Raw genomic sequence first — 13,713 nt, 5'->3', positions numbered from 1 at the left:
ATTTTTCAATATAGATACCGCCCCAATCAAAAGACTGCATGCAAACGACGACATTATTTTCACCAACCGAACCTCAGTCCGACCGGAAGGGTGAAGGTGAACGGCCGTTCCGTCCAAGCGTTTTTCGTGGTGCTCTCATGGGAAAGATGCCAGTTGAGTGTCGGTTCTGCAAACAAGCTCAATCGGGGTGTCAAGCGGTATTGCACTCCGAGATTGGTGTTCACCGTCCACAGCAAAGGCGGAGCAATTTTCCGGCGGACGGAATAAGAGGCAGTTCCCCCCGTGATGTAATCAGCGGAAATTGTGCCCGAAACGGGTATGCGGACGGTCACTCCGGCAGATCCGTATGCAGACATTTCCCGATCTCCCGCCAACCGATATGACAACTTAACGGGGACGCCGACATAGTGCAGGCTTTGCTGCTTATCAACACGATATTCTCCCGTGCCCAAAACGAATTTCGATTTCAAGAACGAGTAGCGAAGTCCGGTTTCGAAACTCCAACGTCGGCCTATTTCTTTGTTTACGGCAATCCCTATCGTCATCGGCTTACGGTGATGCTCGGTCTCTGTGATTTTTCCCGAATTGTGGTCGGCGATGTTCTTCATGGCCATTGTTTCGGGCGCGTCTTCCGTGGCCGTATAACGGAGATGTTTGGCATATTCTTCCCATGTGGAAAAATAAGACGTTGTCGGATCGGCCACCAGACTTCCCTGATTGACGATGAGCTTATAGGCATTTTGTATGAGAGCCGTACCGAGCGATCCGGCAGCAAGAAATTGCCACCGATTGCTTTTCTTTCCGTTTTCTTCGCCAATAAAGTTTTCCCATGCTTTGTGCGGCGCGACAATGCTATCGGGCAACAAGATGCCGTCTGTGGTGTTTTCCGCCAACCGGACTTTAATGTCAAGGCTGTCGGCAATGGCATCAAAAGAAGTGGAAGCGATGCCTGCATTGCGTTCGATCGGCCTGCTGTTTGCAGCTGTTTTTTCGGCATGCCTTGAAGCGACATCTGCGGCCGGCGGCTCTCCGACGGTGGGAGTTAGCTTGTGTTTTTCCACTTTCCTGACAGTGTCTTTTCTTGCCAAACGTGTGTTGCTTTCGGAAGCAACCTGCTCTTTGTTGATGAGGAGTTTGTATTCATAAACGCCCACCCAAGCCAAAACAAGAACGGACAAGACCTTGATGTTCAAGATATTTCGGAGCATGCCTCTCGCCCTTGCCAACTGCGATGAGGAACTGTGTGGGGCGATATTGAGGATTTGGGCTATTTCTTGATGTGAAAGCCCGTCCAATACCGACATTTTGAAAACCTTACCGTATCCCTCCGGCAACTTTTCAACCGCGGCCATGACCTCTTCATACGACAGGGAAAGCTCCGAAACACATTCCGCCTCAACCTCTTCTTCTACGTCCTCTTCTCTGTTTGACAAAGACACAAATTGTACTTTCTGACATTTTTCCTGATATTTGAGAGCGAGATTGGTCGTAATGCTGGTCAGCCACTGACCGAACCTCCGGGTGTTTTTCAAGTCCTTCACCGACATCAGGGCAAGAATAAAAGCATCTTGAACAAGATCGTCTGCCGCGTCCTTGTTGTCTTTCAAGATTTTTATGCAAATCCCCTTCATCTTCGGGTAAAACAGCCGATACAACATGCCGAAAGCCTCTGCATCGCCTTGTTGTGCCTTTTCTACCAATGCTTTTATCTTCAATTCCATAAGTGATGTCTTATGCGCCATTATAATATAGATACGACCATATCCCAATGACTGCATGCCCAAATATCAATAAAACCAAAATCGAACGGCGGCAAAGGTTGCTCCCTGCTCCGAAAAGTTGCCCTCGGGAGAATTGTCCCTTATTGAATTTGTGACCCGCTAAATTACCCAAACTTAGCCAACGAACAAAACCTTTGCCGATGAATTATGGGCGTTTTGTTTGAGTTCCGAACATTTCAAGAGCAGATTATCGCTCGATTATCAAGGAAAAACTTGACAAAGGAAGATATACAATATTTGTGTTTCGATTTTAATCGCTATCTTTGCGTCATCATTCACTCATAAATCCCCAAACTCTTGAAACACATCATCATCGGAGGCGTGGCCGGAGGAGCCACCGCCGCCGCAAGAATACGCCGTTCGGACGAATTTGCCGACATCATATTGCTCGAAAAAGGAAAATATATTTCCTATGCCAACTGCGGACTGCCCTACTACATCGGCGGCACCATTGCCGAACGCGACAAGCTCTTTCTCCAAACACCCGAAAGTTTCGGCAGACGGTTTGCCATCGACGTGCGCCCCGAAAACGAGGCCGTGGCCATCGACACCGCACAAAAACAAGTGACCGTTCGCCGTGCCGACGGCAGCCAATACACCGAAAGCTACGACAAGCTCCTGCTTTCGCCCGGTGCAGTGCCCGTTCGCCCGCCCCTGCCCGGCATCGACCTGCCCGGCATCTTCACACTGCGCAACGTCGACGACACTGACCGCATCAAACAATACATCGACCGTGGCGGAGTGAAACAGGCCGTGGTGGTGGGCGGCGGATTTATCGGTCTTGAAATGGCCGAAAATCTCCACGCGGCAGGTATCGAAGTGAGCCTTGTGGAAATGGGCAATCAGGTGTTGGCACCTGTCGATTTCTCCATCGCCTCTTATGCACACCAGCATTTGGCGGAGCGCGGCGTAAATCTTCATCTCGAAACCGCCGTCGAGCGTTTCGAGCAAAACGGCGACCGCCTTTCGGTTTGCCTCGGCGACGGACGTTGCATCGCGGCCGACCTCGTATTGCTCTCCATCGGCGTGCGGCCGTCCACGGAATTGGCACAAATGGCCGGCATTGCTCTCGGCGAACGAGGCATCAAAGTCAATGAATATCTCGAAACCTCGGCCAAGGACGTGTATGCCGTGGGCGACGCGATCGAGTTCACCCACCCCGTCACCGGAAAGCCGTGGCTCAACTTCCTCGCCGGCCCGGCCAACCGACAAGGCCGCATCGTGGCCGACAACATGGTGCAAGGCAATCACCTCACCTACGAAGGCTCCATCGGAACGGCCATTGCCAAGATCTTTGACATCACCGTGGCAGCCACCGGCCTGCCGGCCAAAGCCTTGAAGCGCGAAGGCATCGACTACCTGAGCAGCACCACGCAATCGGGATCGCACGCCGGATACTACCCCGGAGCTTGTCCGCTCACGCTGAAACTCACGTTCTCGCCCACCGACGGACGCATCTACGGCGCACAATGCGTGGGAACTGACGGCGTGGACAAGCGCATCGACCAAATCGCACAAATCATCAAGCGAAAAGGCACTTTGCACGACCTCCTCGAAACGGAACACTGCTATGCCCCGCCCTTCTCCTCGGCCAAAGACCCCGTGGCCATTGCAGCCTATACGGGTATGAACATTCTCAACGGCAAAATGCCCGTGGTCTATTGGCACGAGCTGCAAGCCCTTGCCCGACAAACTCCCGAAGCACGCAAAGACACCCTGCTGCTCGACGTGCGCACCGCCGAAGAGTTTGCCCTCGGCACTATCGAAGGGGCGACAAACATACCGCTCGACGATTTGCGCGACCGCCTCGACGAAGTTCCGCGCGACAAGCGCATCATCATTTTCTGCGCCATAGGTTTGCGCGGCTATCTCGCCCAGCGCATTCTCCTTTCGCGCGGCTTCTCGGACGTACGCAACCTTTCGGGTGGCTACAAGCTCTATTCCACGGTCACCAAGCACGTTTCGGAACTGTGTGCCGACGCCTGCGCCTCTGCCATTTGCGCACCGTGCAAGCCCTGCGGCGCACCGGCCGCCGAAGTCATCAAGGTCGATGCCTGCGGTTTGCAATGCCCCGGCCCGATCTTGCAGTTGAAAAAAGCCGTAGACAATGCCCCCGTGGGCGCACACCTCGAAGTACACGCCACCGACCCCGGCTTTGCACGAGATGCCCGGGCGTGGTGCAAGAGCACGGGGCACGAACTCATCGGACGACGAGAAGAAAAGGGTACGTTTATCGTAGAGATCGAAAAACGCCCATCCACGAGTTGCATCATCGGAGAACCGACACGCGGAAAGGGAAAAACGTTCATCATGTTTTCCGATGATCTCGACAAGGCTCTGGCCACTTTTGTGTTGGCCAACGGCGCAGCCGCAACCGGCACTCCCGTATCAATTTTCTTTACTTTTTGGGGCTTGAACGTCATCAAGAAAGAAAACAAGCCCATCGTGGAAAAAGACATCTTCGGCAAGATGTTCTCGTGGATGCTGCCGGCCGACTCGCGCAGCCTGCACATGTCGAAAATGAGTATGCTCGGCATCGGCGACCGCCTCATGCGCCACATCATGAGGCGCAAAGGCGTCAGCCAGTTGGAGGAGTTGCGCCAACAGGCTCTGGACAACGGCGTGGAGTTTATTGCCTGCCAGATGTCGATGGACATGATGGGCATTTCTTCGGAAGAACTGCTCGACGGCGTCGGCATCGGCGGCGTGGCGACCTACATGGAACGCGCCGAACAAGCCGGTCTGAACCTCTTCATCTGATCCCAAACACCCACTTTCACCCTACGTCGGGAGGCCGCGTCAAAAATCACATTTTGGCACGGCCTTCCGGCCGTTGTTTTCATTCGTTGCCAATCGGCGAAAGCAACAAGGCGCATAATCCTCAATCATAGGCCGTTTTTATCGGCAAACGCTTGGTTCGGCGGCAAACTATATGTAATTTTGTTCGGCCGAAAGCTGATTTTTCGCAACTCCGTTGATGCCGAAACATCATTTCGCCGCCCTTTCTCTCTCGCCGATCGCTTTCGCCCTTTCGGAGATCTCCGCCGAAAACACCGCCGAGAAGTCCCGGCGAGAAACCGACACAACCATATAGAACTTAACGATCTCACACAAAAACATGAATGCTATTCGCTTAGAACTCGACAAAGCCACCGCTTTCTTGCCCGAAGGCCTGCTTGACGAAGTGAAAGCCGCCGTTCCGGCTGCCCAACAAGCTCTCGAACAACAAACCTGCCCCGGCAACGACTTCCTCGGTTGGATGCACCTGCCGTCGGGCATCACCCCCGACTTTTTGGCCGAAATCAAAGCCTGTGCCGCCACGCTGCGCGAACACTGCGACACGATCGTTGTGGCCGGCATCGGCGGTTCGTATCTCGGCGCGCGTGCCGTGATCGAAGCCCTCGGCAACCAGTTTGAATGGCTCGCCAACGACGGCAGCAACCCCATCATGCTCTTTGCCGGAAACAACATCGGCGAAGACTATCTTGCCGAACTCTCGGCCTATCTCCGCCACCGCAAGTTCGGCGTGATCAACATCTCCAAGAGCGGCACCACCACCGAAACCGCTCTCGCCTTCCGCCTGCTCAAAAAGCAATGCGAAGACCAACGCGGCAAAGAAACGGCGCGCAAGGTGATCGTGGCCGTGACCGATGCCGCCAAAGGCGCAGCACGCACCACCGCCGACCAAGAGGGCTACACCTCCTTCGTCATTCCCGACAACGTGGGCGGCCGCTTCTCAGTGCTCACCCCCGTCGGCCTTCTCCCCATTGCCTGCGCCGGTTTCGACCTCGACGCCTTGGTCAAAGGAGCCGCCGACATGGAAGCCGAATGCAGCTCCGACGACAACATCGCCACCCGATATGCCGCCGTGCGCAACGCCCTCTATCGTGCCGGAAAGAAGATTGAAATCCTCGTCAACTATCAGCCCAAACTCCACTTCATGAACGAGTGGTGGAAACAGCTCTACGGCGAAAGCGAAGGCAAGGACGGCGTGGGCATCTTCCCCGCCGCAGTCGATTTCACCACCGACCTCCACTCCATGGGACAGTGGATACAAGAGGGCGAACGCACCATTTTTGAAACCGTCATTTCGGTGGAAAAACCTCGTCACACCGTGCTCGTGCCCCACGACGAGGAAAACCTCGACGGCCTCAACTTCTTGGCCGGAAAACGCGTGGACGAAGTCAACAAAATGGCAGAGCTCGGCACCCTTTTGGCGCACGTCGACGGCGGAGTGCCCAACCTGCGCATCGTCATGCCCGAACTCAACGAGTACTACCTCGGACAGCTCATCTACTTCTTTGAACGCGCCTGTGGCATCAGCGGTTTGCTGCTCAACGTCAATCCCTTCGACCAACCCGGCGTGGAGGCTTACAAAAAGAACATGTTTGCCCTGCTCGGCAAGCCCGGCTACGAAGCCGAAACCGAAGCCCTCAAAGCACGCCTCTGATCTCTCACACTTTTTATCGCTCTCGACCCTCCCCGACTTCGGGGTGGGTCGATGGTTTTCTATCTATGACACAAGAACTCATCCTAAAATCCATACGGCAATACTGGGAGGCACACCCCCAATCGGCCGCCGAAGCCCGTGCCGAAGGCTTCGACACCGCCGCCGGTCGCCTGCCCGTCAAAGCCGTGCTGTTCGACATGGACGGCGTGTTGTTCGACTCGATGAAAGGCCACGCCGCATCGTGGGCGAAGGTATGCAGCGAGTTTGGATTGCACATGACCGAAGAAGACGCCTACATGAACGAAGGCCGAACGGCATACACCACCATCAACGTGCTCACGCAAAGACAATTCGGACGTGACACAACGCCCCAAGAAGTAGAACGGATCTATGCCCGCAAGTGTGAAGAATTCAACACACGGCCGGAAGCCCCCAAAATGCAGGGAGCGCAGGAAGTGTTGCAGCAAGTGGCCGACGACGGCCTGCTCATCGCCGTCGTGACAGGCAGCGGACAAGCCAGTCTGCTCGAAAGGCTCACTACTCACTATCCCGGATTTTTTGCACCGGAACGCACAGTGTCTTCGCTCGACGTGCGCCACGGCAAACCCCACCCCGAGCCCTACCTCATGGGGCTCGAAAAATCGGCCGCCGCCCTGCAACTCCCCGCCGGCGGCCTGCGTCCGTGGGAAGCCGTCGTGGTCGAAAACGCCCCCCTCGGCGTGCGTGCCGCCGTGGCAGCCGGTATCTTCACCATCGGTGTAAACACAGGCCCGTTGCCCGAATCGGCATTACTCCGAGAAGGGGCTTCTCTGCTCTTTCCCTCCATGTCGGCATTGGGCGAAAACTGGACAATGTTGCGCAAACATCTCACTCCTCGTTAGTCCGTTCACGGCTACCGGAAAACGCCCCCCTCCATGCTCCACACCCTTGCTCTCACCCTGATGCGCGGCATCACGCAGGCGCAAACACTCGAACTGCTGCGCCATTCGGTCTCGCCCGAAAACATCTTTCGATCGTCTGAAAGCGCACTATCGGAAATTCACCCTCAAATGCGCCGCCACCTCATGGGAGCGATGTCCGAACACGCCGGAGAAGCCCTTGTCCGCGCCGAGCGTGAATTAGCCTTCTGCGAGAAGCACAACATCAAAATCCTTCCGATCACCCACCCCGACTATCCGCGAAGATTGGCAGAATGCCCCGATGCCCCGGCTGTCATCTTCTATCGCGGAACGGCCGATCTCAATGCCGCTCGCACGCTCTCGATCGTTGGTACCCGGCGCATCACTCCCTATGGCAAAGACCTTTGCCGCATGCTCTGCGCCGACCTTGCCCGTCTGCTTCCCGACGTGCTCGTCGTGAGCGGCTTGGCCTATGGCATCGACATTCATGCTCATCGCGAATGTCTGGCCAACGACCTCTCCACCGTCGGCGTTTTGGCACACGGCCTTGACCGCATCTACCCCTCCCTGCATCGCGACACGGCCACGCAGATGATTGACCGCGGCGGCATACTGACGGAATACGTTTCGCAAACACGCCCTTTGGCCGGACATTTCGTGCGCCGAAACCGCATCGTCGCCGGCATGAGCGATGCCACCGTCGTTGTGGAGAGTGCCGAAAAAGGCGGCGCACTCATCACCGCACATTTGGCCTTGGACTACGACCGCTTGGTATGCGCCTTTCCCGGACGAACCAACGACCCGTACAGCGAGGGGTGCAACCGCCTCATTCGCGATCGGGCTGCCGAGTTGATCACATCGGCACAAGATCTGCTCGACCTGCTCGGGTGGAGCCCCAAAAACAAGCGAAAAGCAGCCGTTCAGCTCGATCTCTTTTCCGAACTATCGCCCGAACAGCAAAAAGTGGCAGACGCCCTGCGCCCCACCGACGGTCTCACCGTTTCCCAGCTTTGCATGGCCACCAATCTCGACCTCGGCACAATACAGACACACCTGTTTGAACTCGAAATGACCGGAGTGGTCGCCCTGCTCCCCGGCGGACGCTATCGCCTGTTGCCCCGATAAGCCCCCACCGATCGCCGTGCCACGCCGCCCCTTCCCCCCCTCACACCCATCGAAAACAAAAGACAGCCGCATCAAACTTCCGAACAGAAATTTGATGCGGCTGTCGATCTCGAAAGCTCCGCCCGCGCCTCATGCCTCACACGACGCGGCCACACCGACAAATACGCATTGCCCCGCTCCCGCCTTCAAGTTGCGGGCGTGCGCAGCCGTCGCCATCGCTCCCCCAACAGATCAGCCCGACACGACACTGCCTCCAATGCGGAAATTTCTACATTGGAGATAGAATTTTCTTCCTCTGAGGCTGTGAAATCTGCCTCCTTTCAGCCCCCTCGACCAGCCTCTCTCGCGCGCACGCGCATACACTTGTGTTTGTTTTTTGCTTCCGCTGCCTCCGCTAAACGATTCAAATCGCTGAATTTCAGCCATCTTACGGTGAAGGCAAGTGAAGGCAAAACGAAAGATCGCATCTCCAAACAACTGTAAATCAACTCCTTGTTTCGTTTTTTTGCTTTCACAGCCTCGAAAAAGGCCGTTTTTCGCCGCGCAACAGTGAAAGGAGGCGGAAGCAAAAAGAGTATTTTGCCTTCACCGTAGTTACACTGACTTTCAAACAATTACAAATTCCCGTGAAGGCAAACCTCTGCTTTGCCTTCGCAAGAAACACGCAGAAATTCAACAAGATAGCCGATTTAGCGGAGGCAAAACGGCAAAAACACAAAACTTAGGGGAGAAAACGGCCGAAAAGGGCGGTTTCATCGGAGGCATGCCGAAAACCGAAACGGCAACCGGCCGACAGAGCGGCAGAAGCGAAATTGTCGTTCCGAAAAGATGCCGTTTCCGGAGAGCGGCGGCCGACATTTTCCGACAGCGGCGTTGCCAACGAAAAGTGTCCGACAAAAGTTTTTCGGACAACAAAACTTTTATCGGACACTGTCGTATTATTTCTCTTTTCGATATTCCAACGGCGAGCGTTGCGTGATGTTTTTGAAATATTTTCCCATAAAACTTTGATTGGGGAAGTTCATTTTTATGGAAATCTCCTTGACACTCAAATTGGTGTTACGAAGCATACTCTTGATTTCCATGACCACCACGGTCGAAACCCATTGGCTGACGGTGCGTCCGCTCACGTTCTTCACCACCTCTGAGAGATATTTGGGTGTGAGTTGCAGTTGCGCGGCATACCACGCCACTTCGCGTTCACGCTTATAGTTTTGTGCCAACAGCTGCATGAAGCGATAAAATACATCGTAGGTGCGCGAGTTCGAGGTCGAACGCTGAGAACATCTCTGTTCGAGAAAATGGCAAATGTCCAAATAGAAAGCCTGCAAAATCGAAAGAATGGCTTCGCGACGGAAAGTGTGGGTTTTGTTTTTCAAGCGTTGAAGCAACAACAGATAATCGCGCCATATCCACCGTTGCTCTTCGTCTTGCAGGGTGATCACGGGATTTTCAAGCAAATACAGCAGATAAGGCCAAAGGTTGAGCATCGACATGAGAATTTCCTGCACAAACTGATGACTCTGCAACACGGCCACCACTTGGAAATCATCGCTATAATGCCCGTCTTCAATCACTTGCTGCCCCAACGAAACAAAAAGACATCCGGGATACAGACACATCTGCCTACCGTTCAGTTTGAAACGTGCCTCTCCTCTCGTACAATAGCCGATAGTAAAAAAACCGGTCTGCAAAGCCCTGTTCTCAAAATCTATGCGGCGCACATCGTCAACGATGAGCAAATCGTCTTCGCCCAAACTCAGCGTATTGGCATAGGGAAGTACATCGTGTAAGGCCACATGAATATATTCTTTGTTCTTGTTCATAAGAAGAGGTAAAATAGAAAAATATAATCAGATTGCAAAAGTAGTCTTTTTTTCCGTACCCTAACAAGAAAAACTGAACATTTTATTATTTTTACAGAACCCAAACAAGCACGCCATAGGATTTCCATTCGTCTTTTTCCATCATCTTCCAATCAAGAAATTAGTTACTGAAAAACAATATCTTCCACAAAAAAACTTAACCAACGGAAAGAGCATGCCATCCTCCTCCTTTCTGCTTCTCCTACTTAGACATGCGCTTCAAAGTCGCTTTCAATCCATCCTGTCCCTCCGCCCGAAATTATCCCGTTTCTCTCCGTGCATAAAAACAACAAATATTTCAAACCGAAAATCATTCCAAAATCATCTTTAATTTATATTAGTTCAAACAAGAAAAGAATTCGTTCATTTTCACACTTAACATAAAAAAACTAAGATTTCCTTGAATAAATCAGAAATAATTCAGAATATTGCTGTTGTTAATTTAAGCCTATTATGTCCGATTTCTTTTTTTCTTTATTTTCTATTCTAAAACAGATAAAACAGGAGCAGAGCTCTTTAAAAGAAGAGAGCTCTACCGATGATACCCCCGACGGTAATTTTGAGAAAACAAAATTACTTTTACTAATCCTATTGGACTCACTAAAAGAAGCTCGATTTATATTGGAACGAGGAGTGTATTTTTATACTTTCATGATCTCATTGATCATAGCATATGTATCTAACACCTCAATAAATCATTCCAACAAGATGATCATATCGGTATTTTTGTGCATCATCACAATATTTGTTTTTATATGTGTAGTACTCCTATACTTAGGCATATACAAAGGACTAACGGATGTCAGAGAAATCATTAAAGTAAGACTCAAAATAAACAATCATGACTATCCCAATGCAATTGATTTCATCGATAGGGGTATAACATATGGAAAATATATAGGTATTTTGGCTTGTTTATTCATGGCATTATTAGTAGTGGGTTCTATTGCACTTATATTTATCTTGGACAATTAAAATTCTCCACATGAATACAATTAACCCCACTCCGCCCAACGGAAAAATGCCGAAGCAGGCAAACAGACCACAAAACGCAGGCGGCCACTTGGGTTGCCTATGTTTTTTTCGTACCTTTGCTCGGTCTTAAATATAAATTCAACCACTTTATGGATAGCATCATTGCGTGGGTGTTGGAACACCTCGACTATTGGGTCATCACTCTTTTCATGGCCATTGAGAGTTCATTCATCCCATTTCCTTCCGAGGTGATCGTTCCTCCGGCAGCTTGGTTGGCCGCCGTAAGCGACGATCTCAACATTGTTTGGGTCGTCGTTTTTGCCACTATCGGTGCCGACATCGGCGCATTGATCAACTATTATCTTGCACTTTGGCTCGGCCGGCCGTTTGTGTATCGTTTTGCCAGCAGCCGCCTCGGCCACATGTGCCTTTTGGACGAGGAGAAAGTGCAGAATGCCGAAACTTTCTTTCGGAAACACGGCGTTGTTTCGACACTCGTCGGTCGTTTGATTCCTGCCGTCCGTCAGCTGATCAGCATCCCTGCCGGACTTGCTCAAATGGGCGTCGGCAAGTTTTTGCTCTACACCACGATCGGCGCAGGCATGTGGAACATCGTTTTGGCCGCCATCGGCTACTCCCTTTCGCGTGTGCCCGGCATGGAGAGCAAAGAGGCCGTTGTTGCCAAAGCCGGCGAATACAGTCACATCATAGGCTACGGGCTCATGGCTATCGTGGCGTTTGTGATTGCCATTCTCGTCTACAAAGCCTCGAAAGCTCCCAAGAAATAAGCCGCTCCACCGCTTCGCCCCCTCTCCGTTGCCGAAAGCTCCCATCGGGGGCATCTCCGTTTTTATTCTGCCGTTTTCCGCATCATGCACATCCGCCTCTCTCCCACTCTTCGCACCGAAGTGACGCTGCCGGCAAGCAAAAGCCTCTCAGCTCGTGCGCTCATTCTCAACGCCCTCTCCGGATCGTCTGCCGCACCCGAAGGCCTGTCCGACTGCGACGACACACGTGCCGTGATGACTGCCCTGCGCCACAATCCCGAAGAAATCAACATCGGTGCGGCCGGAACGGCCATGCGCTTTCTCACCGCTTTCTATGCCACCCGGGAAGGAGAAACCCATGTTCTTTCGGGTACTCGGCGCATGCACCAACGCCCCATCGGCATTTTGGTGAATGCGTTGCGCACGCTCGGCGCGGAAATCACCTATGAGCAAGAAGAAGGTTTTCCTCCGCTTCGCATCCGCGGACGGCGTTTGCGCGGGGGGCTTGTGCGAATGGCCGCCGATGTGAGTTCGCAATATATCTCGGCGATATTGATGATCGGCCCTACATTAAGCGAGGGGTTGCATTTGGTGTTGGAAGGCGAAATCGCCTCCGCCCCCTATTTGGAAATGACGCTCCGACAGATGACGGAGTTTGGAGCAAAAGTGCGGCGAAACGGACACGAAATCGTCGTATCTCCGTCCGGCTACCTCCGCCCCCCAACCAACACGATCGAGCCCGATTGGAGCGCAGCCTCTTATTGGTACGAACTGACGGCACTCTCCCCCGATCCCGACGCACGGGTATTGCTGCACGGACTGCGGAGCGAGAGCATGCAGGGAGATGCGGCGTGTAGCACCTTGTTTGAACCGCTGGGAGTTTACACCCGCTTCACCAACGAAGGCGCAATACTCACACGCACGAAAAGAACGGTCGGGAATGTCTATCGCGCCGACTTTTCAGACACCCCCGATTTGGCGCAGGCCGTAGTGGTGACTTGCGCCATGTTGGGACAGGCTTTTCACTTCACCGGTTTGAAAAGTTTGAAAATAAAAGAGACCGACCGCATCGCCGCCCTCAAAACCGAACTTTCTAAATATGGCCTCGTGCTCACCGAGCCGAACGAGGGAGAACTGGCTTTTTCTCCGACGGCCGACACAATGAAGCTCGTTCGCCACAGAGCCGTAACCGTCGCCACCTACGACGATCACCGCATGGCCATGGCTTTCGCTCCGACGGCCTTGTGCGCAGCCGATGTGGAAATCGAAAACCCCGAAGTCGTCTCCAAGTCCTACCCTTTGTTTTGGGATGCACTCCGCGCTCTCGAAAATTGATCCGCCGCCCTTCCCGAAAGAGATAAACAATACCGCCCTTTCGGCAACATCCTCCCCTTCTCATCTTTTCACCTCCAATTCTCTACCGCTGTGTTACAACTTTTTCTGCTCATCGTTGCGCTCGGCATCGTAGCCGCCGTGGCCGGACTGATTCGCCAATGGTGGTATGGCCGGCAAATCAAAGAAGGCAAAATCGACCACATGCCCGAAGTGCGCGAAGGAGCTGCGGCCGGTTGCTGCGGCCGCCACGAAACTTGCGAAAAAGACAGTCTTTTGGCTGCCGTGAGCAAAGAGATCGAATACTACGAAGACGAGGAGCTGGATCGCTTTCGCGGCAGGGAGTGCGACGACTATTCGGAGACCGAAATCGAAGAGTTCAACGAAGTCCTCACCACCCTCCGCTCCGAAGAAGTGGCCGGCTGGGTGCGTTCGCTGCAACTGCGCGGCATCCGCCTGCCCTACGAGTTGAAAGACGACGTGCTTCTTCTCGTCGGCGAGCGTCGTTTTGAGGTGTGA

At 53.2% G+C, this 13,713-nt stretch carries 10 protein-coding genes; 7 read left to right on the top strand and 3 right to left on the bottom strand.

Annotated elements, in window-relative coordinates; genetic code table 11:
• Positions 1–59: 59 nt before the first annotated feature.
• Positions 60–1,721, bottom strand: a complete 1,662-nt coding sequence (locus tag EII14_RS03310; protein WP_158608305.1) for a sigma-70 family RNA polymerase sigma factor — start codon at positions 1,719–1,721, stop codon at positions 60–62.
• Positions 1,722–2,078: 357 nt separating this feature from the next.
• On the opposite strand from EII14_RS03310, the gene EII14_RS03305 reads away from it, so the two are divergent.
• From EII14_RS03305 to dprA, 4 genes are all read left to right on the top strand, one after another.
• Positions 2,079–4,541 (top strand): FAD-dependent oxidoreductase, encoded by a 2,463-nt coding sequence (locus EII14_RS03305; protein ID WP_124931146.1) that lies wholly within the window; start codon positions 2,079–2,081, stop codon positions 4,539–4,541.
• A 358-nt stretch (positions 4,542–4,899) separates the two neighbouring features.
• Positions 4,900–6,231 carry a glucose-6-phosphate isomerase gene (locus EII14_RS03300; RefSeq protein WP_124931145.1) on the top strand — a complete coding sequence of 444 codons (1,332 nt, stop codon included), beginning with the start codon at positions 4,900–4,902 and terminating at the stop codon, positions 6,229–6,231.
• A gap of 65 nt (positions 6,232–6,296) precedes the next feature.
• A complete protein-coding gene (locus tag EII14_RS03295; protein ID WP_124931144.1) occupies positions 6,297–7,112 on the top strand; it encodes an HAD family phosphatase in 816 nt (271 codons plus the stop codon).
• Positions 7,113–7,145: 33 nt separating this feature from the next.
• A complete protein-coding gene (gene dprA, locus EII14_RS03290) occupies positions 7,146–8,255 on the top strand; it encodes a DNA-processing protein DprA (RefSeq protein ID WP_124931143.1) in 1,110 nt (369 codons plus the stop codon).
• A 721-nt stretch (positions 8,256–8,976) separates the two neighbouring features.
• Here the strand turns inward: dprA and EII14_RS03285 are convergent.
• Positions 8,977–9,186, bottom strand: coding sequence for a hypothetical protein (locus EII14_RS03285; protein ID WP_124931142.1), 210 nt, complete (start codon positions 9,184–9,186; stop codon positions 8,977–8,979).
• A 7-nt stretch (positions 9,187–9,193) separates the two neighbouring features.
• Positions 9,194–10,081 (bottom strand): helix-turn-helix domain-containing protein, encoded by an 888-nt coding sequence (locus EII14_RS03280; protein ID WP_124931141.1) that lies wholly within the window; start codon positions 10,079–10,081, stop codon positions 9,194–9,196.
• A gap of 1,163 nt (positions 10,082–11,244) precedes the next feature.
• On the opposite strand from EII14_RS03280, the gene EII14_RS03275 reads away from it, so the two are divergent.
• The 3 genes from EII14_RS03275 (at position 11,245) to EII14_RS03265 (ending at position 13,713) form a co-directional block, all read left to right on the top strand.
• Positions 11,245–11,883, top strand: coding sequence for a DedA family protein (locus EII14_RS03275; protein WP_124931140.1), 639 nt, complete (start codon positions 11,245–11,247; stop codon positions 11,881–11,883).
• A gap of 84 nt (positions 11,884–11,967) precedes the next feature.
• On the top strand, positions 11,968–13,197 hold the full coding sequence (locus EII14_RS03270) for a 3-phosphoshikimate 1-carboxyvinyltransferase (protein ID WP_124931139.1): 1,230 nt from the start codon (positions 11,968–11,970) through the stop codon (positions 13,195–13,197).
• A 90-nt stretch (positions 13,198–13,287) separates the two neighbouring features.
• Positions 13,288–13,713 (top strand): phospholipase, encoded by a 426-nt coding sequence (locus EII14_RS03265; protein ID WP_124931138.1) that lies wholly within the window; start codon positions 13,288–13,290, stop codon positions 13,711–13,713.

The organism is Alloprevotella sp. OH1205_COT-284 (assembly GCF_003859795.1).
GTDB lineage: Bacteria > Bacteroidota > Bacteroidia > Bacteroidales > Bacteroidaceae > Alloprevotella.
Note: the sequence above shows the minus strand (reverse complement) of the source record. Positions and strands in the feature narration are given on the sequence as shown.